This is a genomic window from Pseudomonas sp. YeP6b (assembly GCF_025642995.1).
In the GTDB taxonomy this organism is placed as follows: Bacteria; Pseudomonadota; Gammaproteobacteria; order Pseudomonadales; family Pseudomonadaceae; genus Aquipseudomonas.
In genome coordinates, this window is the sequence record NZ_CP080090.1 from 1528636 (window position 1) to 1552502 (window position 23867).

Sequence of the window (23867 nt, forward strand, 5' to 3'; positions counted from 1 at the left end):
GGAAAACAGGAATATCTACCGGTGGAGCAAAACCAGAGTGGGCAGCCTATTCGAAATAATAGAAAGCCTAGTTATTCCTTAAGGGTTAGCTGACCTGTGATTTCTGACAGTAGATTGCCGCCGTTTGAGCGTGTAAGTTTTTTAGTTGCAACGCAAAAAAAACTGACTTCAATTTACTTAAAGGAATAAGTACTCTGTGATGACGTTGGCGGGAGCGATGTTGCTGGCGATGAACGCATGGGCGGCTGGCACGAGCCCTTCGCAAAATAAGATGCAGGGTGTGGCTGAGGGGAGCATCATTGTAGAAAACGCAGGCGCTAGTTCTTTTTATGTCAGCGACACTGATCCAACCGTTGGCTATGCCAGCCCTCTTAGTATTGATGTGGCCGGGTCTGCTATTCGAGTGGGCAAGGAACTCGAAATTAAAAATCGAGGTTCAAAGGCAACGACAATTGGTACTAAAAATACCACGCTGGCTGCACCGCTCACTCTTCCAGCAAAAAGCGGTGTTTTATTTATTAATACGGCTGGCGGGTGGGTGTCCCATGGTGTCATGTCGGATAACACACCTCCACCACCGGGGGCTCCCGCGTCAGGTCAGGTAAATGTTCCGCCTGTGTCGAATTAGGGGTGAGGCGGTGAGGGGTTAACACCTTAAGTCTAGGGTGGTCGGTCGCAGATATTAACGATCTGCGATCGATTTAGAGTGATCGATGCGATCATAGTGAAAGCCTTGTTGCGTCAATTCATTAATCAAATCGCTTAACAGTACGTTGCTGGCTGATCTGATCGTGGCATTGTTGGGGGGCATGTCGAGTACAGTTAAATTGGACGCTGCAGTTTCCAGCTGCGTCCCATCTGCGGAGTAAGGTGTGTAATAAAACTTCAAGTCTGGGTTCGGGGCTAAACCATTATTTCCAACTAATTATGCTATAGGGATAATGAAAAAAATCCGCCTGTAAAGTGATTGACTCTGTGAAAGCTTAGACTGCATTCATTAATATATGTTCACCACTCTTTGATTCAGTTATTTGGGTTCTCCTGAAAAAAAAGATTGCCCTGGCCAAAAACAATTAAAGGTGCAGAGGCTTTATCCCAGAGTAATACGGCTTTCCAGTGCGCCAATATTGTCAATGTTGACAGTTATTTATAATGTTTGCGATGACCCTTGTTTGTGCTTTGATACCGTTAATTTTGAGCAAAAAAAAGAGACCCGAAGGTCTCTCTTTTTAATCCAGTATTTATTTACAAACTGGAAATCCGTGCATGTTGCTCCGCCAACTTGCCCAGCGCCTGTTCAGCTTCGGCCAACTTGGCGCGCTCCTTATCGATCACCTCAGCCGGTGCCTTGTCGACGAACGCCGCGTTGGACAGCTTGCCGCCAACCCGCTGCACTTCGCCTTGCAGGCGCAGGATTTCCTTATCGAGACGGGCCAGTTCCGCACCCTTGTCGATCAGGCCGGCCATCGGCACCAGCACTTCCATGTCGCCGACCAGCGCGGTCGCGGACAATGGTGCTTCAGCGCCGTCAGCCAATACGGTGATCGACTCCAGCTTCGCCAGCTTTTTGAGCAGCGCATCGTTCTCGGTGAGGCGGCGCTGATCTTCGCTACTGGCGTTCTTCACAAACACGGCCAGTGGCTTGCCCGGCCCGATGTTCATCTCGGCGCGGATGTTGCGCGTGCCGAGCATCAGGGTCTTGAGCCATTCGATATCGCTTTCGGCGGCCTCATCAATGCGTGCTTCGTTGGCCACCGGCCAAGGTTGCAGCATGATGGTCTTGCCTTCGATACCGGCCAGCGGCGCGAGGCGCTGCCAGATTTCTTCGGTGATGAACGGCATGAACGGGTGCGCCAGGCGCAGCGCCACTTCGAGCACGCGTACCAAGGTGCGACGTGTGCCACGCTGGCGTTCGACCGGCGCGTTTTCGTCCCACAGCACTGGCTTGGACAGTTCCAGGTACCAGTCGCAATACTGGTTCCAGATGAACTCGTACAGGGCTTGTGCGGCCAGGTCGAAACGGAACTGATCGAGTTGGCGGGTCACTTCGGCTTCGGTGCGCTGCAGTTGCGAGATGATCCAGCGGTCGGCCAGGGACAGCTCATAGGCTTCGCCGTTCTGGCCGCAGTCTTCGCCTTTGTCCAGCACGTAGCGCGCGGCGTTCCAGATCTTGTTGCAGAAGTTGCGATAGCCTTCGACGCGGCCCATGTCGAACTTGATGTCGCGACCGGTGGAGGCCAGCGAGCAGAAGGTGAAGCGCAGGGCGTCGGTGCCATAGCTGGCGATGCCGTCGGCGAACTCGTCGCGGGTCTGCTTCTCGATCTTCTTCGCCAGTTTCGGCTGCATCAGGCCCGAGGTGCGTTTCTGCACCAGGGTTTCCAGGTCGATACCGTCAATGATGTCCAGCGGGTCGAGGACGTTGCCCTTGGACTTGGACATCTTCTGGCCTTGGCCATCACGTACCAGGCCGTGCACGTAAACGGTCTTGAACGGCACCTGCGGCGTGCCGTCTTCGTTTTTCACCAAGTGCATGGTCAGCATGATCATCCGGGCAACCCAGAAGAAGATGATGTCGAAGCCGGTGACCAGCACGTCGGTGGAGTGGAATTTTTTCAGGAACTCGGTCTGCTGCGGCCAGCCCAGGGTAGAGAACGTCCACAGGCCCGAGCTGAACCAGGTGTCGAGTACGTCGTTATCCTGTTGCAGCGCAACGTCCGGGCCGAGGTTGTGCTTGGCACGTACTTCGGCCTCATCGCGGCCCACATAGACCTTGCCCGACTCGTCGTACCAGGCTGGAATACGGTGGCCCCACCACAGCTGACGGCTGATGCACCAGTCCTGGATGTCACGCATCCACGAGAAGTACATGTTTTCGTACTGTTTAGGCACGAACTGGATACGGCCATCTTCCACGGCAGCAATCGCAGGTTCAGCCAACGGCTTGGTCGACACGTACCACTGGTCGGTCAGCCAAGGCTCAATGATGGTGCCAGAACGGTCGCCCTTCGGCACTTTCAGGCCGTGGTCGTCGACGCTCACCAGCAAGCCGGCGGCGTCGAAGGCTGCAACGATCTGCTTACGTGCTTCAAAACGGTCGAGGCCGGCGTATTCGGCCGGGATTTTGCCGTCGATGCTCTCGTTCAGCGTGCCGTCCAGGTTGAACACCTGGCAGGCTGACAGTACGGCGGCGTTCTTGTCGAAGATGTTCAGCAGCGGCAGGTTGTGGCGCTTGCCGACTTCGTAGTCGTTGAAATCGTGGGCCGGGGTGATTTTCACGCAGCCGGTGCCGAATTCAGGGTCGCAGTAGTCGTCCGCGATGATCGGGATGCGACGACCCACCAACGGCAGCTCAACGAACTTGCCGATCAGCGCCTGGTAGCGCTCGTCGTTCGGGTTAACCGCGACGGCAGCATCGCCAAGCATGGTTTCCGGACGGGTGGTGGCGACGATCAGGTAGTCGTTGCCCTCGGCGGTCTTGGCGCCGTCGGCCAACGGGTACTTGAGGTTCCACAGGAAACCTTTCTCGTCGTGGTTTTCCACTTCGAGGTCGGAAATCGCCGTGTGCAACTTGGTGTCCCAGTTGACCAGGCGCTTGCCGCGGTAGATCAGGCCGTCTTCATGCAGGCGCACGAAGGCTTCTTTCACCGATTCCGACAGACCGTCGTCCATGGTGAAGCGCTCGCGGCTCCAGTCGACGGACGAACCCAGGCGACGGATCTGACGGCTGATGTTGCCGCCGGACTGATCCTTCCATTCCCAGATCTTTTCCAGGAATTTCTCGCGGCCCAGGTCGTGACGGCTCTGGCCGGTGGCTTCGAGTTGGCGTTCCACCAGCATCTGGGTGGCAATGCCAGCGTGGTCGGTGCCCGGTTGCCACAGGGTGTTACGGCCCTGCATGCGGCGGAAGCGGATCAACGCATCCATGATCGCATTGTTGAAGCCATGGCCCATGTGCAGGCTGCCAGTGACGTTCGGTGGCGGAATCATGATGGTGTAGGAATCGCCGGCACCTTGTGGGGCGAAATAATTCTCGGACTCCCAGGTGTTGTACCAGGAAGTTTCAATGGCGTGCGGCTGGTAGGTCTTATCCATGCGCGGCGGGACCCTATTGGCATTTATTCAGGAAAGCCGGCAAGTATAACGGGGGATAGGGCGCAGGGCGAGGTGAAGACAGGCTTGAGATGTACGCAGTGCAAATGTGGGAGGGGGCTTGCCCCCGATAGCAGTGGGTCAGTGACTGATAAGCTGGCTGACCCAGCGCTATCGGGGGCAAGCCCCCTCCCACAGTAGATCCAGGTGTGGCTCAGGACTGGTATTGGCTGAGCAACCGTTCCATCCGCGCATCCAACCTGCGTTTGATCTCGGTTTCGATATGCGGCGCAAAGTCGTCGATCACATCCTGCATGATCAGTTGCGCAGCGGCGCGCAGCTCGTTGTCCAGGTGCAGCAGCAGGGCGTCTGGCGTCTTTTCGGTAGCCGTCGCAGCCGGCGCGGGCTCTACAATCGGGGCTTTGGCGACAGGCTGCGGTACGGCGGGCTTGCCACCGACCATGTCGAACAACAGCGGAATCTGTACCTCACCGTCGACCGTTTCGGTCAGCAGCGGCGGTTGCAAGCCATCATCACCGAGCAACTGTCGGATCGACTCAAGGTCGTCCAGCAGGTGGTCGTCTTTTTTTGTAGGTTTTGGCGTGTCCATCATGTACTCAAAGTCGTTGTAGCCGGTGATCTTGCAGAGAATAGCCCTGTTCGCGGTAGAAACGGAAACTCTCCCGCGCGGCTTGACGAATAGCCGGATCTTCCACCACCACTTCCGCCACACGGGCAAACGCTTTGGCAAAAGCCGGTACTTTCAGGTCCAGGTTGACCAGCAGGTCATGGTGATCGCCGCAGCTGTCGCCTAAACCCAACACAATCAGGCCTTCGGGTTCGGACTCGGCAGGGCCGTGGGGCACGAAACTTTCGCCCTTGAAGCGCCACAGGCGGGCGTCGAGGTCGTTACGTTGGGCGGCATCGCTGCAATGCAGGTAGATGCGGTGGCCCATGCGCCAGGCTTTTTCGGTGAGTTTGCAGGCAAAGTCCAGGCGCGCAGAGGGATCGGCGCTGGGCAATATATAGAAGTCGACTTGGGTCATTGCGGTTCCTGAGACCGGGGCGCCATGGGGGCCGCCCCGGAATCTTCAGTTTCAGGCTTTGGCGCGATCCAGCAGGTATTGGGTCAGCAGTGGCACCGGACGGCCAGTGGCGCCCTTGTCCTTGCCGCCGCTGGTCCAGGCCGTGCCGGCAATGTCCAAGTGCGCCCAGTTGAAGTTCTTGGCAAAACGCGACAGGAAGCAGGCAGCGGTGATGGTGCCGGCTTTCGGCCCGCCGATGTTGGCGATGTCAGCGAACGGGCTGTCCAGCTGTTCCTGGTACTCATCGAACAGCGGCAGTTGCCAGGCGCGGTCGTCGGCAGCCTTGCCGGCGCTGAGCAGTTGCTCGATCAGCTCATCGTTGTTACCCAGCAGGCCCGAGGTGTGGGCGCCCAGGGCAACCACGCAGGCACCGGTCAGGGTGGCGATGTCGATCACGGCTTGCGGCTTGAAGCGCTCGGCGTAGGTCAGCGCATCACACAGCACCAGACGGCCTTCGGCGTCGGTGTTGAGGATTTCCACCGTCTGGCCGCTCATGGTGGTGACGATATCGCCCGGACGGGCTGCGCCGCCGCTCGGCATGTTCTCGGCACACGCCAGGATGCACACCAGGTTGATCGGCAGCTTGAGTTCCAGCACGGCACGCAGGGTACCGAACACGCTGGCGGCGCCGCCCATGTCGTATTTCATCTCATCCATGCCTGCGCCCGGCTTGAGGCTGATGCCGCCGGTGTCGAAGGTGATGCCTTTGCCGACCAGGGCGTAAGGCTTCTCGGACTTCTTGCCGCCGTTATATTGCATCACAATCAGGCGGGGTGGCTGGTCGCTGCCCTGGCCTACGGCATAGAACGAGCCCATGCCCAGTTCCTTGATCTTCTTCTCGTCCAGCACTTCAACCTTCAGGCCCTTGAACTCTTTGCCCAGTGCCTTGGCTTGCTCGCCCAGGTAGGTTGGGTGGCAGATGTTTGGTGGCAGGTTGCCCAGGTCGCGGGTGAACGACATGCCTGCAGCGATGGCCTGAGCGTGGGTCACGGCGCGCTCGACTTCAGCCTGGGCGGCCTTGATAGTCAGCAGGGTGATTTTCTTCAGGGCGCGCGGTTCGGCTTTCTGGCTCTTGAACTGGTCGAAAATGTAACCGCCATCCACCAGGGTTTCGGCCAGCAGGCGGGTCTTGCCGTAGCTGTCGCGGCCTTTTACGACGATTTCATCAAGTGCCAATGCTGCATCGCTGCCGCCCAAGCCCTTGAGGGTGGTGAGGATACCGCTGATGATCTTGCGGAACGGGCGGTCGCCCAGTTCGGCTTCCTTGCCCACGCCCACCAGCAACACGCGGTCGGCTTTGAGGTTAGGCAGGCTTTGCAGCAGCAGGCTCTGGCCGACTTTGCCGGCCAGGTCGCCGCGCTTGAGCACGGCGCTGATGGCGCCACCGCTCAGTTCATCCAGTTGCTTGGCGGCGACGCTGAGCTTGCGGCCTTCGCCGACGGCGACCACGAGGGTGGCGGTTTTCAACGTTTCGGGGCTAACGCTTTTTACAACCAATTCCATTTTCGGGTCCCTTATAAAGGTCTGTGAGCCTGAGTCTGTACGCAGGCTTTCAAGCGTGGCAGCTCTGTAAACCGCCCGCGACAAAGGCCGCAGTTTGAACCTCGCCGGCGGAACCTGACAACCCTTGGCGCACGCTTTGTGCGCGCGCATGAGGTTGCGCAGTGACAGGCGCGGTCAATCACAGGATAATGCGCCATCTTTTTAGCCGGCCTGTGTAAACGGGTCGACTCGGTATGCTTGCTTGTTTGGCCGCCTTAGCCTGACAACCCTGGAGTGTCTGGTTTGATCGTCTTCCGTTATCTATCCCGCGAAGTCCTGTTGACCCTGAGTGCCGTGAGTGCGGTGCTGTTGGTCATCACCATGAGTGGTCGTTTCGTCAAATTTCTCGCCCAGGCCGCTTCCGGCGCCCTGGATCCGGGCTCGTTATTCCTGATCATGGGCTTTCGTCTGCCGGGCTTTTTGCAGCTGATCCTGCCACTTGGCCTGTTTCTCGGCATTCTGCTGGCCTATGGCCGGTTGTACCTTGAAAGTGAAATGACCGTGCTTTCCGCCACCGGCATGAGCCAGCAGCGTTTGCTTGCCATGACCATGGTGCCGGCCACCGGCGTCGCCCTGGTGGTGGCGTGGTTGAGCATGAGCCTGGCGCCTCAGGGGGCCATGCAGTTCCAGCTGCTGCTGAACAAGCAGGATGCGATGACCGAGTTCGACACCCTCGAGCCAGGGCGCTTTCAGGCGCTCAACGATGGTTCGCGGGTGACCTACACCGAAACCATGACCAATGACCGTGCCAACCTCGGTGGTGTGTTTATTTCGCAGAAAAACCTCGGGGAGAACCAGAAAGATCGCGGTATTTCGATTCTGGTGGCCAACAGTGGGCGCCAGGAAGTACGCCCTGACGGTTCCCGCTACCTGATCCTGGAAAATGGCTATCGCTACGACGGCAGCCCCGGCTTCGCGGATTATCGAGCGATCAAGTACGACCTCTATGGCGTCATGCTCGCCAAGCCTGAGATCAGTGAAGAAGTTACCGACCGCGACGCGCTCCCGACGGCGTCACTGTTCGGCAGCCAGGAACTGCGCTCCATCGCCGAGCTGCAATGGCGCATTTCCCTGCCGCTGTTGGTGTTTATCGTGACCTTGATGGCCGTGCCGCTGTCCCGGGTAAACCCGCGTCAGGGCCGTTTCCTCAAGCTGTTGCCGGCGATCCTGCTGTACATGGCCTACCTGACCATCCTGATTTCCGCCCGTGGCTCCCTGGAAAAAGGCAAGTTGTCGCCGGTCCTGGGGCTGTGGTGGGTACACGGGATTTTCCTGATGATCGGCCTGGGGCTGCTCTACTGGGAACCTATCCGTTTGAAAATGAAGAGCCGTCGTGGCCTGAAGGAGTTGGCTCGTGACTAAGCTCGACCGCTACATTGGTAGCAGCGTACTGATCGCCATCCTGGCGGTATTGGGCATCATTCTCGGCTTGGCCTCGTTGTTCGCCTTTATTGATGAAGTGAGCAACGTCACCGACACCTACACGGTCACCGACGTGCTGAGCTACGTGGCGCTGACCGCGCCACGTCGTCTGTACGACATGATGCCGATGGCCGGCTTGATCGGCTGCCTGATCGGCCTGGGCAGCCTGGCCAGCAACAGTGAACTGACCATCATGCGCGCCGCCGGTGTTTCCATCGGTCGCATCGTTTGGGCGGTCATGAAACCCATGCTGCTGCTGATGGCCTGCAGCGTGCTGATCGGCGAGTACGTGGCGCCGCCGTCCGAAGCCACGGCCCAGGCCAATCGTGCCCTGGCCCAGGGTTCGGGCGATGCGCAAAGCGCCAAGCACGGCCTGTGGCACCGCCAAGGTGATGAATTCATCCACATCAACGCCGTGCAGCCGGGCGGCCTGTTGATTGGTGTGACGCGCTACACGTTCGACAAAGAACGCCACATGCTGACCTCCAGTTTCGCCAAGCGCGCGCAGTATGATGCCGAGAAGTGGACGCTCAGCGACGTCAGCACCACTCACTTCCGCAATGTGGGCCAAGGCAACAATGCCAGCACCGAAGTGATCAATGTGCCGACCGAGCCATGGGATATCGCCCTGAAGCCGGAACTGCTCAATACCGTGGTGATGATCCCGGAAAGTCTGCCTATCTCCGGTTTGTGGAGCTATATCCACTACCTTAAGGATCAGGGCCTGAATAACGGCCGCTATTGGTTGGCATTTTGGGTCAAGGTGTTACAGCCGGTTGTGACTGCTGCGCTGGTGTTGATGGCGATCTCGTTCATCTTCGGCCCGCTGCGTTCCGTGACCCTTGGCCAGCGGGTGTTTACCGGCGTGCTGGTGGGCTTCACCTTCCGCATCGCCCAGGACCTGCTCGGCCCGTCTAGCCTGGTATTCGGTTTCTCGCCGCTGTTTGCGGTGCTGGTACCGACGGCTATCTGCGCCCTGGCCGGGTTCTGGCTGTTGCGCCGAGCCGGTTGATACCGCGCTTATGAACAAAAAATGCCCCGTTCGAGAGATCGGGGCATTTTTGTTCTGGTCAGCAAAGATGACGTTTGGCCTGAGCATCAGGTACAATTCCCGGCTATTTTTCAGCGGGCAATCTGCCTGCAGCCTTTTTGAGTGTTGATCCGTGAGTGATTTGAGTCATATCCGCAATTTCTCCATCATCGCCCACATTGACCATGGCAAGTCGACGCTGGCCGATCGATTCATCCAGATGTGCGGTGGCCTTGCCGAGCGTGAAATGGAAGCCCAGGTACTGGACTCCATGGACCTCGAGCGTGAACGCGGCATCACCATCAAGGCCCACAGCGTTACCCTGTACTACACCGCCAAAGACGGTATCAGGTACCAGCTGAACTTCATTGACACCCCCGGCCACGTTGACTTCACCTACGAAGTCAGCCGCTCGCTGGCAGCCTGTGAAGGCGCCTTGCTGGTGGTCGACGCGGGCCAGGGCGTTGAAGCCCAGTCCGTAGCCAACTGCTACACCGCGATCGAGCAGGGCCTTGAGGTCATGCCGGTACTGAACAAGATCGACCTGCCTCAGGCCGATCCGGACCGCGTCAAAGAAGAAATCGAAAAAATCATTGGCATTGACGCCACCGACGCCGTCGAGTGCAGCGCCAAGACCGGCCTGGGCGTTGACGAAGTGCTCGAGCGCCTGGTCAAGACCATTCCTGCGCCAACCGGCAACTACGAAGATCCGCTGCAAGCGTTGATCATCGACTCCTGGTTCGACAACTACCTGGGCGTTGTTTCCCTGGTACGTGTACGCCACGGCCGGGTGAAGAAGGGCGACAAGATCCTGGTTAAATCCACCGGCAAGATCCACCTGGTGGACAGCGTCGGCGTATTCAACCCCAAGCACACCGCCACCACTGACCTTAAGGCCGGTGAAGTAGGCTTCATCATCGCCGGTATCAAGGACATTCACGGTGCACCGGTTGGTGACACCCTGACCTTGAGCTCCACCCCTGACGTCGACGTGCTGCCGGGCTTCAAACGCATCCAGCCGCAGGTTTACGCTGGCCTGTTCCCGGTCAGCTCCGACGACTTCGAGGACTTCCGCGAAGCCCTGCAAAAGCTGACCCTCAACGACTCGTCGTTGCAGTACACCCCGGAAAGCTCCGACGCGCTGGGCTTCGGCTTCCGTTGCGGGTTCCTGGGCATGCTGCACATGGAGATCATCCAGGAGCGCCTGGAGCGCGAATACGACCTGGACCTGATCACCACCGCGCCAACGGTTATTTTTGAACTGTTGCTGAAAACCGGTGAAACGATTTACGTCGACAACCCGTCCAAGCTTCCAGATCTGTCCTCCATTGAAGACATGCGCGAGCCGATCGTGCGGGCCAATATCCTGGTACCGCAGGAACACCTGGGCAACGTGATTACCCTGTGTATCGAAAAACGTGGCGTACAACACGACATGTTGTTCCTCGGTACCCAAGTGCAAGTGACCTACGATTTGCCGATGAACGAAGTGGTCCTGGACTTCTTCGACCGTCTCAAATCCACCAGTCGCGGCTATGCTTCGCTGGATTACCATTTCGATCGCTACCAATCGGCTAATCTGGTGAAACTGGACGTGCTGATCAATGGCGACAAGGTCGATGCCCTGGCACTGATCGTGCACAAGGACAACGCCCACTACAAAGGTCGGCAGTTGACCGAAAAGATGAAAGAACTGATTCCGCGCCAGATGTTCGACGTCGCGATCCAGGCCGCCATTGGCGGGCAGATCATTGCACGGACCTCCGTCAAGGCACTCAGAAAGAACGTACTGGCCAAATGCTACGGCGGTGACGTAAGCCGTAAGCGCAAGCTGCTTGAGAAGCAAAAGGCCGGTAAAAAACGCATGAAGCAAGTGGGTAACGTGGAAATTCCACAAGAAGCCTTCCTTGCGGTGCTCAGGTTGGATAGTTAGGTCCTATGTCGCTAAATTTCCCGCTGTTGCTGGTCATCGCCGTTGCCGTTTGCGGTCTCCTGGCGTTGCTCGATCTGGTGTTCTTCGCCCCGCGTCGTCGGGCGGCTATCGCTTCCTATCAGGGCAGCGTCAGCCAGCCTGATGCGGTGGTGGTCGAGAAGCTGAACAAAGAGCCTTTGCTGGTTGAATACGGCAAGTCGTTCTTCCCGGTGTTGTTCATCGTGCTGGTACTGCGTTCGTTCCTGGTGGAGCCGTTTCAGATCCCTTCGGGGTCGATGAAACCTACCTTGGACGTGGGCGACTTCATCCTGGTGAACAAGTTTTCCTACGGGATCCGCTTGCCGGTAATCGACAAGAAAGTCATACCGGTCGGTGACCCGCAGCGCGGCGATGTGATGGTGTTCCGCTACCCAAGCGACCCGAACGTCAATTACATCAAGCGCGTCGTGGGCCTGCCGGGTGATGTGGTTCGCTACACCAGCGACAAGCGCCTGCTCATCAACGGTGAGTCGGTGGCCGAGAAGCTGATTGGCGCTGAGCCGAACACCTTGGGCAGCGCTGAGCTGTACCAGGAAAAACTCGGTACGGTAGAGCACGAAATCCGCAAGGAAATGAGCCGCTACCGCGCGATGCCTGATGGCGAGTGGAAAGTGCCTGCCGGGCACTACTTCATGATGGGCGACAACCGCGACAACTCCAACGACAGCCGTTACTGGGATGACCCTAATATTCCCAAGGACCTGCTGGGCATGGTTCCCGACGAGAACATTGTCGGCAAGGCCTTTGCGGTTTGGATGAGTTGGCCGGAACCCAAACTCAGCCACCTGCCGAACTTCTCGCGGGTCGGGCTGATCAAGTAATACAGGCGGCGCTGTGAACACAGCGCCGAATGCTTTTCTGGGGTTGGGACAATGTATCGTCCGGCCTCATGCGGCACCCACCAGGATTTGAATTTGAACACTGCGTCAATCTTCGATGGCCGCCGGTGCCACCAACTAGATATGGATAAACCGTGACCGTTTCTCTCAGTCGTCTCGAGCGCCAGCTCGGCTACACCTTCAAGGATCAGGAATTGATGGTCCTTGCCCTCACACACCGCAGTTTCGCGGGGCGTAATAACGAACGCCTCGAATTCCTCGGTGATGCCATTCTCAACTTTGCCGCCGGTGAGGCGCTGTTCGAGCGTTTCCCTCAAGCGCGCGAAGGCCAGCTGTCGCGCCTGCGTGCACGCCTGGTGAAAGGCGAGACCCTGGCCGTGCTGGCCCGTGGTTTCGGCCTGGGCGAATACTTGCGCCTGGGTTCCGGTGAGTTGAAAAGCGGCGGTTTCCGTCGTGAGTCGATCCTGGCCGATGCGCTCGAAGCATTGATCGGTGCGATCTACCTGGATGCCGGCATGGAGACGGCCAAGGAGCGCGTGGTCGCCTGGCTGGCTTCGGAGATCGAAAGCCTGACGCTGGTCGACACCAACAAAGATCCCAAGACCCGCCTGCAGGAATTCCTGCAGTCGCGCGGTTGCGAACTGCCACGCTACGAAGTGGTGGATATCCAGGGAGAGCCGCATTGCCGCGTGTTCTTCGTGGAATGTGAAATCACCTTATTGAATGAAAAAAGCCGAGGTCAGGGTGTGAGCCGTCGTATTGCCGAACAGGTAGCGGCGGCTGCAGCACTGATTGCCCTGGGCGTGGAGAATGGCCATGACTGATTCAACCGCAACACGCTGTGGCTATGTTGCCATCGTCGGCCGCCCGAACGTGGGCAAGTCCACGCTGCTGAACCACATCTTGGGCCAGAAGCTGGCGATCACCTCGCGCAAGCCGCAGACCACCCGTCACAACATGCTGGGCATCAAGACCGAAGGCGCCGTGCAAGCGGTCTACGTCGACACCCCGGGCATGCACAAAGGTGGCGAGAAGGCGCTTAACCGCTACATGAACAAGACCGCTTCGGCGGCGTTGAAAGACGTCGACGTGGTGATCTTCGTGGTCGACCGCACCAAGTGGACCGACGAAGACCAGATGGTTCTCGAGCGTGTGCAGTACGTCACCGGCCCGTTGATCGTTGCGCTGAACAAGACCGACCGCATCGAAGACAAAGCCGAGCTGATGCCGCACCTGACGTGGTTGCAGGAACAACTGCCGAACGCCCAGATCATGCCGATCTCGGCCCAGCACGGTCACAACCTTGAGGCGCTGGAACGCGTGATCGCCGGTTACCTGCCGGAGAACGAGCACTTCTTCCCGGAAGACCAGATCACCGACCGCAGCAGCCGTTTCCTCGCCGCCGAACTGGTACGCGAGAAAATCATGCGCCAGATGGGCGCCGAGCTGCCGTACCAGATCACCGTTGAAATCGAAGAGTTCAAGCAGCAGGGCAAAACCCTGCATATTCATGCGCTGATCCTCGTTGAACGTGACGGCCAGAAGAAAATCATCATTGGCGACAAGGGCGAGCGCATCAAGCGCATCGGCACCGAAGCGCGCAAGGACATGGAATTGCTGTTTGATTCCAAGATCATGCTTAACCTGTGGGTGAAGGTTAAGGGTGGTTGGTCCGATGACGAGCGCGCGCTGCGCTCCCTCGGCTACGGCGACCTGTAATAGGCCTCCAGTAACACCGCAAGACAAATGTGGGAGCGGGCTTGTGTGGGAGCTGGCTTGCCTGCGATAGCATCACCTCGGTACAACTCAAGGACCGAGGTGCCTGCATCGCGGGCAAGCCCGGCTCCCACACAAGCCCGCTCCCACATTGGATAGTCGCAGTTTTCAAGGCCGTGCTTGTCAGCGAGAACCCCATGTCCCAAACCCCACCTCCCAGTCAACTCGCCTACGTGCTGCACAGCCGCGCCTACCGCGAGACCAGCGCCTTGGTGGACTTCCTCACGCCCCAAGGCCGCCTGCGCGCAGTCTTGCGTAGCGCCCGAGGCAAGGCCGGCACGCTGGCCCGGCCATTCGTGGCCTTGGATGTGGAGTTTCGTGGCAAGGGCGAGCTGAAGAACGTCGGTCGCCTGGAAAGCGTCGGCACCTCCGCTTGGCTCAATGGCGAAGCACTCTTCAGCGGCCTCTACCTCAATGAACTGCTGATTCGCCTGCTGCCCGCCGAAGACCCGCACCCGGCGGTGTTCGATCACTACGCCGCCACGTTGTTAGCCCTGGCCGAAGGCCGCCCCCTGGAGCCGCTGCTGCGCGCTTTCGAATGGCGCCTGCTCGACGACTTGGGCTACGGCTTTGAACTGAGCAACGACCTGCACGGCGATCCCATCGCCGCAGACGGCATGTACCGCCTGCAAGTCGACGCCGGCCTTGAGCGTGTGTACCTGCTGCAACCGGGCCTGTTCCGCGGCACTGAGTTGCTGGCCATGAGCGAAGCCGACTGGACCGCTCCGGGCGCTTTGTCTGCCGCCAAGCGCTTGATGCGCCAGGCGCTGGCCGTGCACTTGGGTGGCCGGCCGCTGGTCAGTCGCGAGTTGTTTCGAAAGCCCTGACAACCCCGTGTATGCTGTGCAGCGTTTCTTTCCCTTTTCAGGAGCGCTTCCGTGACCACCAGCAATCGCATTCTTCTTGGCGTGAACATCGACCACGTCGCTACCCTGCGCCAGGCCCGGGGCACCCGTTACCCTGACCCGGTCAAGGCCGCGCTGGACGCCGAAGAAGCGGGTGCCGACGGCATCACCGTGCACCTGCGCGAAGACCGCCGCCACATCCAGGAGCGCGACGTGTTGCTGCTCAAGGACGTGCTGCAAACCCGCATGAACTTCGAAATGGGCGTCACCGAAGAAATGATGGCGTTCGCCGAGCGCATCCGCCCGGCGCATATCTGCCTGGTGCCGGAAACCCGCCAGGAACTGACCACCGAAGGCGGCCTCGACGTGGCCGGCCAGGAAGCGCGGATCAAAGCTGCCGTGGAACGCCTGTCGAAGATCGGCAGCGAAGTCTCGCTGTTCATCGACGCCGACGAGCGCCAGATCGAAGCCTCGCGTCGCGTAGGCGCGCCGGCCATCGAACTGCACACCGGCCGTTACGCCGATGCCACCACGCCCACCGAAGTGGCTGACGAGCTGCAACGCATCATCGACGGCGTAAAGTGCGGCCTGAATGAAGGCCTGATCGTCAACGCCGGCCATGGCCTGCACTACCACAACGTCGAAGCCGTGGCGGCGATCAAAGGCATCAACGAACTGAACATCGGCCACGCGCTGGTGGCGCATGCGCTGTTCGTCGGTTTCAAAGGCGCGGTCGCCGAGATGAAAGCCCTGATTCTGGCTGCCGCCAAGGCCTGATACCACAACCTATGGTCAGCGGGCTTGCCACAAGACCCAATGAAATCGCAAGTGCGGCAATGCGAAGCCTTACTGTTTAGCCGGGTCAGGTGTATCGTATCTGCCCTTTGCGGGCCTATGGCTCGCGGCAGATACGTGAGGTTGTTGTGTCCCAAACTTTTTCCCGTCGACAAATCCTGGGTGGTCTTGCAGGCCTGGCCGTAGTGGGCGTCGGTGCCGGTGGCGCCTACCGCTACTGGCTGGGAAAAGTCGCCGAGGCCGAAGCGGGTCACGATTACGAGCTGATCGCCGCGCCGCTCGACGTGGAACTGGTGCCGGGGCATAAAACCCAAGCCTGGGCGTTCGGCCCATCGGCGCCGGGCACCGAGTTGCGTGTGCGTCAGGGCGAATGGCTGCGGGTGCGCTTTATCAACCACCTGCCGGTCGCCACCACCATCCACTGGCACGGCATCCGCCTGCCGCTGGAAATGGACGGTGTGCCTTACGTCTCGCAATTGCCGGTGCTGCCTGGCGAATACTTCGACTACAAATTCCGCGTGCCGGACGCCGGCAGCTACTGGTATCACCCGCATGTGAACAGCAGCGAAGAACTCGGCCGTGGCCTGGTCGGCCCGTTGATCATCGAAGAGCGTGAACCCACCGGTTTCAAACACGAACGCACCCTGAGCCTGAAAAGCTGGCACGTGGACGAAGAGGGCGCCTTTGTCGCCTTCAGCGTGCCCCGAGAAGCCGCGCGTGGCGGCACGGCCGGGCGGCTGTCGACGATCAATGGCGTGTCCCAGGCGGTCGTCGATTTGCCTGCCGGGCAGATCACCCGCGTGCGCCTGCTCAACCTCGACAACACGCTGACTTATCGCATCAACATTCCCGGCGTCGAAGCGCAGATCTATGCGCTGGACGGCAACCCCATCGAGCCGCGCCCAATGGGCAAGGAATACTGGCTGGGCCCGGGCATGCGCATTTGCCTGGCGATCAAAGCGCCGCCGGCCGGTGAAGAACTGTCGATCCGCAATGGCCCGGTGCGCCTGGGCACCTTTCGCTCGGTGGTCAACACCGACGCGCCCAACGAATGGCCACCGGCGCTGCCGGCCAACCCGATTGCCGAGCCGGACCTGGCCAATGCCGAGAAACTCAACTTCAATTTCGAGTGGGTCGGCACTGTATCAGTGGACAACGGCAAGCCGCCAAGCCTATGGCAGATCAACGGCCAGGCCTGGGACATCACCGACAAGACCTGCGCCGACCGCCCGATTGCCAAGCTTGAGAAGGGCAAGAGCTACATTTTTGAATTGAAGAACATGACCCAGTACCAACACCCGATCCACCTGCACGGCATGAGCTTCAAGGTGATCGCCTCGAACCGCCACAAGGTGATCCCGTACTTCACCGACACCTACCTGCTGGGCAAGAACGAGCGCGCTCGCGTGGCGTTGGTGGCGGATAACCCAGGGGTGTGGATGTTCCACTGCCACGTGATCGACCACATGGAAACCGGCCTGATGGCCGCCATCGAGGTGGCGTGATGCGCCAGGTTCGCCCTACAGCGATCATCGACCGCAGCCGCGACCAGGACTTCATGCGTGAAGCCCTGGCCCTCGCCGCCCAAGGCGCGGCACTGGGCGAAGTGCCCGTGGGCGCAGTGCTGGTGCAGGACGGTGAAATCATCGGCCGTGGCTTCAACTGCCCGATCAGCGGCAACGACCCCAGCGCCCATGCCGAAATGGTCGCCATCCGCGCCGCCGCGCACGCCATCAGCAACTATCGTCTGGTCGGCAGCACGCTGTATGTGACCCTGGAGCCCTGCAGCATGTGCGCGGGCCTGATCGTGCATTCGCGCATCGCGCGGGTGGTGTACGGTGCGCTGGAGCCCAAGGCTGGGATCGTGCAAAGCCAGGGGCAGTTTTTTACCCAAGGGTTTCTTAACCATCGGGTGCTGTTTGAAGGTGGGGTGTTGGCCGAGGAATGTGGGACGGTGTTGAGTGAGTTCTTTAAGGCTCGCCGAGCCAAACCCGCACTCTAAAGAATACTGAAAACCAATGTGGGAGCTGGCTTGCCTGCGATAGCGGCGTATCAGTCACTGATGAATTGACTGAAAGATAGCTATCGCAGGCAAGCCAGCTCCCACATGTTGATCTCCATTTTTTTCAGGGAGATTCGGGTTACTTCTTCGCGATGATCACTGCCCGCATCGGCGCCGGCAGCCCTTCAATGGTCTTGCTGTGATCCTCCGGATCCAGGAAATCACTCAGCGACTGGAACTTCATCCACGGCGTCCCGCGCTGTTCCTCGACCGTGGTCACGCTCACATCCACGCAGCGCACCTCACTGAACCCCGCACGTCGCAGCCACAGCATCAGCGCCGGCACCGATGGCAGGAACCACACGTTGCGCATCTGCGCGTAGCGGTCTTCCGGCACCAGTACTTGCTGCTGATCGCCTTCCACCACCAAGGTTTCCAGGACCAGCTCGCCGCCTTTGACCAAGCAATCTTTCAGTGCCAGCAAGTGCTCGATGGGTGAGCGACGGTGATAGAACACGCCCATGGAAAACACCGTGTCGAAGCCTTCCATGTTTGGCGGCAAGTCTTCAAACGGGAACGGCAGGTGCCAGGCGTTCGGCGCCGACAGGTAGCGCTGCACGGCCTGGAACTGGCAAAAGAACAGCCAGTTCGGGTCTACGCCAATCACGCTGTCAGCCCCGGCGCCGAGCATGCGCCACATGTAGTAGCCGTTGCCGCAGCCCACATCGAGGATGCGCTTGCCGTTCAAATCCAGGTGCGGCGCAACGCGCGACCACTTCCAGTCCGAACGCCATTCGGTGTCCACATGCACGCCGAACAGGTGGAACGGGCCTTTGCGCCACGGGCTCAAGCCCATCAACGCGGTGTGCATTTGTGCACGGGTGGCGTCGTCGCAAGCGGTATCCAGCGTCAAGCCGTTGAGCAAGTCGACTTCGCTGGGCTGGATGTTCGGCAACGCATCCAGCGCACTCTGCCAACGCTCCAGGTCGCCGTGACCCTTTTCCATCTTGCTATCGAGTTGCGCTTGCAGGCCCTGGGCCCAAACGGCCAAAGGAGTGCCAACCAAGTGGCGGGCGAGGGGAGACAAATCAATCATGGCAAGGCAATCAACGAGGCAAAGTTAAGACACTGGAACCACGGCACGACTTTCGAGAACCCGGCGGCCAGCAGGCGTTCGCGGTGTTCTTCGAGGCTGTCGGGCTTCATGACGTTTTCGATGGCGCTGCGCTTCTGGGCGATTTCCAGTTCGCTGTAGCCGTTGGCGCGTTTGAACGCGATGTGCAAATCGGTGAGCAGCGCATGCTCTTGTGGGTCATTGAAACGCAGCTTTTCCGAGAGGATCAACGCACCGCCCGGCAACAGTGACTGGCGGATGCGCCCGAGCAACGCCAGGCGCTCATCGGGGGCGATAAATTGCAGGGTAAAGTTCAGCGCCACCACCGAGGCCGGCTGGAACTGCAACGCGAGGATATCGCCCTCAATCACCTCCACCGGCAACAGCTCCTGGAACATCGAGTCCTGGCCATTGAGGTATTGGCGGCAACGCTCGACCATCGCCGCCGAGTTATCCACCGCGATCACCCGGCAGCCGTCGGTACGCACATGGCGGCGCAGCGCTTGAGTGACTGCGCCCAGAGACGAGCCCAGGTCGTAGAGCACGCTGTTGGGTTGGGCAAATTGCGCCGCCAGCACGCCGAGGTTCTCGACGATGGTCGGATAACCGGGCACCGAGCGCTTGATCATGTCCGGGAACACCCGCACCACGTCCTCGTTAAAGGCGAAGTCTGGCACCTGGGGCAGGGGCTGGGCGAATAGGCGATCGGGTTCTTTGCTCACGGCTGTTCCGGCGACGAAGGGGGAAAGGCCGGCATTTTAGCCAAATTGGCCCTCGGATGCGCGGGTTGTCTGATGGAAAGCCGAGGCGGTGATGCCCCACTGACCGAGCCAATACGTGGTAATCAACAAATACGGTGCCGCTTCAAAGGCGACCACAAACCGATTGATGCCGATGAGTGTGTCGGAAAACACAAACGACACCGCACCCGCCGCCGCCAGCAGGGCCGATTGCTTGGGTACGTTACTGCCCAGCCGTGCCAATGCACGCCAGAGCATGGCGCTGATCACCAGTGCATAAACCACGACGGGTATCAGCAAATCGCCCAGGCCATGGGAAATCAGGATGCCCAGCAAGATAGCGCCCACGCCCAGCGCCAATACCAGTGGCAACACCGCTAGGCGGCGGCAATCGCTGAAGTAGGCTTTCAAGTACGCCAAGTGCGCAAACAGAAAGGCGCCGAGGCCAAAGATAAACAGGTCGCCCGGCCATGCGAGCAACACATCGCCCACCAGGGAAAAAATCAGCCCCAGGCTGATCCAGCGTCGATAGTCGGTGGGCGGCGCATCATGCAGCCAGCCCAGCAGCGCCAATACCGGCAGCGGTTTAACCAGCAGGCACAACAGCGCTGCATGAGTGGCCAAACCGTAGAAAAAGGTGCCAGCGCCCATTAACGCAAGAATCAACCAAGGCATATCAGTTCACCGTAATGGCGCAGTCGAAGGTTTCGGCGGGTTCGGCTTCCGGTTCCCAGGGTTGCTGGGAGGTCAGGCGCAGACGGCCTTGGCCGGCAGCAAACGCCTGGAAGCGCCAGGTCGACTGGCCACCGCCACCGATCACACCGGATTCTGTGCTGCTGTAAACCTCAGGGCTGAGCGCGCGCAGCACGCCGCCGGCGGAATCCTGGATGGCCCAGCGGTAGCCGGTGGTGGGGTTACTTGGCAAGGTGAGGGTCAGGTTTTGCCCTGTTTTAAGCAGGAGCGGGCAGGCGCTCTGGTTTTCCACTGTGACGTTTTGCTTCGGTGCGCTGGCGCACGCGGCCAGCAGGGTAAGGCTCAAGGGGAGAAGCAGGCGGGCAGCGGTCATAGGGGCTCCGTTGTTTGGCGACGAAGGGCGAGCATAACCGAAGATGAGACAAGGTGTGACAGCGGGGGATTTGATTGTTCCCACGCTCTGCGTGGGAATGCAGCCCGGGACGCTCCGCGTCCCAAGAGCGGACGCAGAGCGCCCAGAGAGGCATTCCCACGCAGAGCGTGGGAATGATCGATCAGAAGAGCACCTTCGCCACATCCGCAAAGCGCTTGGCAAAGTGCACGGTCATGCCTTCTTTCAGGTACTCCGGCAGTTCTTCAAAACTACCGCGGTTCGGCTCCGGCAAGATCAGCTCATGAATCTTCTGGCGCCGCGCCGCGATGACCTTCTCACGCACCCCGCCAATCGGCAGTACATGCCCGGTCAGCGTCAGCTCGCCGGTCATGGCCACGCCTTTTTTCGGCGGCTGGTTACGCGCCAGCGACAGCAGCGCACTGGCCATGGTTACGCCCGCGCTCGGGCCGTCTTTCGGTGTGGCACCTTCCGGCACGTGCAAGTGCACGAAGGCTTCGTCGAAGAACTTCGGGTCACCGCCAAACGACTTCAGGTTCGAACTGATGTAGCTGTAGGCAATCTCGGCGGACTCCTTCATCACCTCACCCAACTGCCCGGTGAGCTTGAAGCCGCGATTGAGCGTATGGATGCGCGTCGCCTCGATCGGCAAGGTCGCGCCGCCCATGCTGGTCCAGGCCAGGCCTGTGATCACGCCAGTGCCGGACAACACTTGTTCATTGCGGAACACCGGCATGCCCAAGGAGCTTTCCAGGTCTTTGTTGCCGATCTTGATCACCGAGTCCGGCTCATCCAGCAGCTTGACCACGGCTTTACGCACCAGTTTGCCCAGCTGTTTCTCCAGCTGGCGCACCCCGGCTTCGCGTGCATAGCCGTCAATCAACGCGCGCAGGGCGCCGTCGCTGATGCTCAGGCTCTTTTTCGACACGCCGGCTTTTTCCAGCTGTTTGGGCCATAGGTGGCGCTTGGCGATGGCAACTTTTTCTTCAGTGATGTAACCCGACAGGCGAATCACTTCCATCCGGTCGAGCAGCGGGCCGGGGATTGAGTCCAAGGTGTTCGCCGTGCACACGAACAGCACTTTGGACAGGTCCAGGCGCAGGTCCAGGTAGTGATCTAGGAATTCGACGTTCTGTTCCGGGTCGAGGGTCTCCAGCAGCGCCGACGCCGGGTCGCCCTGGTAGCTCTGGCCCATCTTGTCGATCTCGTCGAGCATGATCACCGGGTTCATCACTTCCACATCTTTGAGCGCCTGCACCAGCTTGCCCGGCAGGGCGCCGATGTAGGTACGGCGATGGCCCTTGATCTCGGCCTCGTCGCGCATGCCGCCGACGCTGAAGCGGTAGAACGGCCGGCCCAGGGACTCGGCGATGGATTTACCGACGCTGGTCTTGCCCACGCCCGGCGGGCCTACCAGCAACACGATGGAGCCGGCGACTTCGCCTTTATAGGCGCCCACCGCGAGGAACTCGAGGATGCGGCTCTTAATGTCATCCAGGCCCGCATGGTGTTTATCCAGCACCTTGCGCGCGTGTTTCAGGTCGAGCTTGTCTTCGCCATACACGCCCCACGGCACTGAGGTGGCCCAGTCCAAGTAGTTGCGGGTTACGGCGTATTCCGGCGAACCCGTTTCCAGGATCGACAGTTTGTTCATTTCTTCGCTGATGCGCTTTTGCGCCTGGGTCGGCAGCACTTTGCCCACCAGGCGTTGTTCGAACTGCTCGACGTCTGCGCTGCGGTCGTCCTTGGTCAGGCCCAGCTCTTGCTGGATGACCTTGAGCTGTTCCTTGAGGAAGAACTCGCGCTGGTGCTCCCCGATCTTGCGGTTCACCTCGGCAGAGATTTCCTTTTGCAGGCGCGCGACTTCGACTTCCTTGCGCAGCATCGGCAGCACTTTTTCCATGCGCTTGAGCATGGGCACGCAGTCCAGCACTTCCTGCAACTCGTTACCGGTGGCCGAGGTCAGCGCGGCGGCGAAGTCGGTAAGCGGCGACGGGTCGTTGGGGCTGAAGCGGTTGAGGTAGTTCTTCAACTCTTCGCTGTACAGCGGGTTGAGCGGCAGCAGTTCCTTGATCGCATTGATCAGCGCCATGCCGTAGGCCTTGACCTCGTCGGTCGGCTCGGTCGGCTGGTGCGGGTATTCGACCTCCACCAGGTACGGTGGGCGGTGGTGCTTGAGCCAGGTCTTGATGCGCACACGGGTCAGGCCTTGGGCGACGAATTGCAGCTTGCCGTTCTCGCGGCTGGCGTGGTGCACCTTCACCAGCGTGCCGTACAGCGGCAGGCTGGAGGTGTCGAAGTGGCGTGGATCTTCTGGCGGGGTGTCCATGAAGAACAGCGCCAGGGAATGGTGGTCGGATTTGCTCACCAGCTCCAGGGTCTCGGCCCACGGTTCTTCATTGACGATCACCGGCAGCACTTGCGCTGGGAAGAACGGCCGATTGTGGATCGGGATGATGTAAACCTTGTCCGGCAGATTTTGCCCGGGCAGGGCCAGGCCGGTGTTGGACGATGTTTCGTGTTCAGCGTTTTCCGGATCGGCGTAATCGTTCAGGTCGATGTCCGGGAATTCTTGCTGGTCGCTCATGGGGCACCTGCATAAGGAAGTATGCAAGTTAGATGGGGCGGTGCAGCGGTGGTTTCAATGGCCGGGCGCAGTTAGCAACATATTGCATAATATTTTCGACAGCGGCGCTTTACACCTGTGGGAGCTGGTTTGCCTGGGTTTAGGTAGATTGGGTACATATCCGTTGCTGCGGTAACGGCTTCGTAGGGTTCCGCTCTTACAGCGGGTCACTTTTGGAAAAGAGCCCCAAAAGTAACCAAAAGGGCTCTTGCCCCACCACTCGGTGCCTCGCCTGGGCTCGGCATGCCCTCACTCCGGCTTGAATCCGTGGGCCGCCGCCATGGGCCATCCTTGGCCCATCGCGGCTAACCCGGCGTCCTGCCGGGTTACCCACGGATTCAAGCCTGCGTTCGGCCATCGTGGTTAACGGGGCGCCTCAGATCAAGATCAAGATCAAAAGCAAGAGCACGGCGGCCTAGTAGCCGACCTGAGTGGTAGAAGCAAAAGCAGGGCAAAAGCACAGCAGCACACTCTCTGTCTGATGTACCGAGATCAACTGTGGGAGCGGGCTTGCTCGCGAAGGCGGTGGGTCAGCCAGCTCATGTGTAACTGCCCACCGCCTTCGCGAGCAAGCCCGCTCCCACAATTTTGACCGAGTTTAGCTGCCAGCACCGTGGCGCTCTGTTTTCTGTGGGAGCTGGCTTGCCTGCGATGCAGGCACCTCGGTGTATCAGGCATAACCAGTTGATGCCATCGCAGGCAAACCAGCTCCCACATTAGATTGAGTTCAGCCATCAAGATCAGGTCGGCTGTCAGGCCGCCTCGGCTTTGCTTTTGATCTAACCACTCAGGTCGGCTACTAGGCCGCCGTGCTTTGATCTTGATCTTGATCTTAGGCGCCCCGTTAACCACGCTGGCCGAACGCAGGCTTTGGGCGTGGGTAAACCGGCAGGACGCCGGTTTAGC

General features: G+C 59.7%; 20 protein-coding genes. 11 read left to right on the forward strand and 9 right to left on the reverse strand.

Going from position 1 to position 23867, the window contains the following annotated elements; all coding sequences use genetic code 11:
* The first annotated feature begins 196 nt into the window (after positions 1-196).
* Positions 197-628: a hypothetical protein gene (locus tag KZH41_RS06860; RefSeq protein ID WP_141240562.1), complete on the forward strand. Its 432-nt coding sequence runs from the start codon at positions 197-199 to the stop codon at positions 626-628.
* 617 nt (positions 629-1245) lie between these two features.
* Here KZH41_RS06860 and KZH41_RS06865 read toward each other — a convergent pair.
* The 4 genes from KZH41_RS06865 to KZH41_RS06880 form a co-directional block, all read right to left on the reverse strand.
* Positions 1246-4092, reverse strand: a complete 2847-nt coding sequence (locus tag KZH41_RS06865) for a valine--tRNA ligase (protein ID WP_094951377.1) — start codon at positions 4090-4092, stop codon at positions 1246-1248.
* A 211-nt stretch (positions 4093-4303) separates the two neighbouring features.
* A complete protein-coding gene (locus tag KZH41_RS06870) occupies positions 4304-4699 on the reverse strand; it encodes a DNA polymerase III subunit chi (RefSeq protein ID WP_263274570.1) in 396 nt (131 codons plus the stop codon).
* A 7-nt stretch (positions 4700-4706) separates the two neighbouring features.
* A complete protein-coding gene (locus tag KZH41_RS06875; protein ID WP_263274571.1) occupies positions 4707-5135 on the reverse strand; it encodes a DNA polymerase III subunit chi in 429 nt (142 codons plus the stop codon).
* A gap of 51 nt (positions 5136-5186) precedes the next feature.
* Positions 5187-6677, reverse strand: coding sequence for a leucyl aminopeptidase (locus tag KZH41_RS06880; RefSeq protein WP_094951374.1), 1491 nt, complete (start codon positions 6675-6677; stop codon positions 5187-5189).
* Positions 6678-6959: 282 nt separating this feature from the next.
* On the opposite strand from KZH41_RS06880, the gene lptF reads away from it, so the two are divergent.
* From lptF to tadA, 10 genes are all read left to right on the forward strand, one after another.
* Complete coding sequence (gene lptF, locus KZH41_RS06885) at positions 6960-8078, forward strand: LPS export ABC transporter permease LptF (RefSeq protein ID WP_094951373.1); 1119 nt, start codon at positions 6960-6962, stop codon at positions 8076-8078.
* On the forward strand, positions 8071-9150 hold the full coding sequence (gene lptG / locus KZH41_RS06890; RefSeq protein ID WP_094951372.1) for an LPS export ABC transporter permease LptG: 1080 nt from the start codon (positions 8071-8073) through the stop codon (positions 9148-9150). Before lptF ends, lptG begins: the two co-directional genes overlap by 8 nt.
* A 151-nt stretch (positions 9151-9301) precedes the next feature.
* Positions 9302-11101 carry a translation elongation factor 4 gene (lepA, locus tag KZH41_RS06895; protein WP_094951371.1) on the forward strand — a complete coding sequence of 600 codons (1800 nt, stop codon included), beginning with the start codon at positions 9302-9304 and terminating at the stop codon, positions 11099-11101.
* A gap of 5 nt (positions 11102-11106) precedes the next feature.
* Entirely contained in the window at positions 11107-11961 is an 855-nt protein-coding gene (gene lepB / locus KZH41_RS06900) for a signal peptidase I (protein WP_094951370.1), read from the forward strand.
* Between the two features lie 152 nt (positions 11962-12113).
* The gene (rnc, locus tag KZH41_RS06905) at positions 12114-12803 is read left to right on the forward strand and encodes a ribonuclease III (RefSeq protein ID WP_094951369.1); all 690 of its coding nucleotides are present in this window, start codon (positions 12114-12116) and stop codon (positions 12801-12803) included.
* A complete protein-coding gene (gene era, locus KZH41_RS06910) occupies positions 12796-13698 on the forward strand; it encodes a GTPase Era (RefSeq protein ID WP_032886448.1) in 903 nt (300 codons plus the stop codon). Before rnc ends, era begins: the two co-directional genes overlap by 8 nt.
* A 194-nt stretch (positions 13699-13892) precedes the next feature.
* Entirely contained in the window at positions 13893-14582 is a 690-nt protein-coding gene (gene recO / locus KZH41_RS06915) for a DNA repair protein RecO (RefSeq protein ID WP_094951366.1), read from the forward strand.
* Between the two features lie 51 nt (positions 14583-14633).
* Positions 14634-15377, forward strand: a complete 744-nt coding sequence (gene pdxJ, locus KZH41_RS06920) for a pyridoxine 5'-phosphate synthase (protein WP_094951365.1) — start codon at positions 14634-14636, stop codon at positions 15375-15377.
* A 146-nt stretch (positions 15378-15523) separates the two neighbouring features.
* Positions 15524-16900 (forward strand): multicopper oxidase family protein, encoded by a 1377-nt coding sequence (locus tag KZH41_RS06925; RefSeq protein ID WP_094951364.1) that lies wholly within the window; start codon positions 15524-15526, stop codon positions 16898-16900.
* Entirely contained in the window at positions 16900-17397 is a 498-nt protein-coding gene (tadA, locus tag KZH41_RS06930; protein WP_094951363.1) for a tRNA adenosine(34) deaminase TadA, read from the forward strand. Before KZH41_RS06925 ends, tadA begins: the two co-directional genes overlap by 1 nt.
* A 139-nt stretch (positions 17398-17536) precedes the next feature.
* On the opposite strand, the gene cmoB is transcribed toward tadA, so the two are convergent.
* From cmoB to lon, 5 genes are all read right to left on the reverse strand, one after another.
* Positions 17537-18493 carry a tRNA 5-methoxyuridine(34)/uridine 5-oxyacetic acid(34) synthase CmoB gene (gene cmoB, locus KZH41_RS06935; protein ID WP_263274572.1) on the reverse strand — a complete coding sequence of 319 codons (957 nt, stop codon included), beginning with the start codon at positions 18491-18493 and terminating at the stop codon, positions 17537-17539.
* A complete protein-coding gene (gene cmoA / locus KZH41_RS06940) occupies positions 18490-19233 on the reverse strand; it encodes a carboxy-S-adenosyl-L-methionine synthase CmoA (RefSeq protein ID WP_094951361.1) in 744 nt (247 codons plus the stop codon). Before cmoA ends, cmoB begins: the two co-directional genes overlap by 4 nt.
* 36 nt (positions 19234-19269) lie before the next feature.
* Positions 19270-19926 (reverse strand): lysoplasmalogenase, encoded by a 657-nt coding sequence (locus tag KZH41_RS06945; protein ID WP_094951360.1) that lies wholly within the window; start codon positions 19924-19926, stop codon positions 19270-19272.
* Position 19927: 1 nt separating this feature from the next.
* Positions 19928-20317: a protease inhibitor I42 family protein gene (locus KZH41_RS06950; protein ID WP_263274573.1), complete on the reverse strand. Its 390-nt coding sequence runs from the start codon at positions 20315-20317 to the stop codon at positions 19928-19930.
* Positions 20318-20498: 181 nt separating this feature from the next.
* Positions 20499-22922 (reverse strand): endopeptidase La, encoded by a 2424-nt coding sequence (lon, locus tag KZH41_RS06955; protein WP_094951358.1) that lies wholly within the window; start codon positions 22920-22922, stop codon positions 20499-20501.
* Positions 22923-23867: the final 945 nt, after the last annotated feature.

What these genes read in the sequence shown, in the direction of transcription:
- cmoB (WP_263274572.1), bottom strand. Translation starts at nt 18,493, where the DNA reads ATGATTGATTTGTCTCCCCTCGCCCGCCACTTGGTTGGCACTCCTTTG.
- KZH41_RS06870 (WP_263274570.1), bottom strand. Translation starts at nt 4,699, where the DNA reads ATGGACACGCCAAAACCTACAAAAAAAGACGACCACCTGCTGGACGAC.
- KZH41_RS06865 (WP_094951377.1), bottom strand. Translation starts at nt 4,092, where the DNA reads ATGGATAAGACCTACCAGCCGCACGCCATTGAAACTTCCTGGTACAAC.
- KZH41_RS06950 (WP_263274573.1), bottom strand. Translation starts at nt 20,317, where the DNA reads ATGACCGCTGCCCGCCTGCTTCTCCCCTTGAGCCTTACCCTGCTGGCC.
- lepB (WP_094951370.1), top strand. Translation starts at nt 11,107, where the DNA reads ATGTCGCTAAATTTCCCGCTGTTGCTGGTCATCGCCGTTGCCGTTTGC.
- KZH41_RS06945 (WP_094951360.1), bottom strand. Translation starts at nt 19,926, where the DNA reads ATGCCTTGGTTGATTCTTGCGTTAATGGGCGCTGGCACCTTTTTCTAC.
- KZH41_RS06875 (WP_263274571.1), bottom strand. Translation starts at nt 5,135, where the DNA reads ATGACCCAAGTCGACTTCTATATATTGCCCAGCGCCGATCCCTCTGCG.
- lon (WP_094951358.1), bottom strand. Translation starts at nt 22,922, where the DNA reads ATGAGCGACCAGCAAGAATTCCCGGACATCGACCTGAACGATTACGCC.
- recO (WP_094951366.1), top strand. Translation starts at nt 13,893, where the DNA reads ATGTCCCAAACCCCACCTCCCAGTCAACTCGCCTACGTGCTGCACAGC.
- KZH41_RS06880 (WP_094951374.1), bottom strand. Translation starts at nt 6,677, where the DNA reads ATGGAATTGGTTGTAAAAAGCGTTAGCCCCGAAACGTTGAAAACCGCC.
- era (WP_032886448.1), top strand. Translation starts at nt 12,796, where the DNA reads ATGACTGATTCAACCGCAACACGCTGTGGCTATGTTGCCATCGTCGGC.
- tadA (WP_094951363.1), top strand. Translation starts at nt 16,900, where the DNA reads ATGCGCCAGGTTCGCCCTACAGCGATCATCGACCGCAGCCGCGACCAG.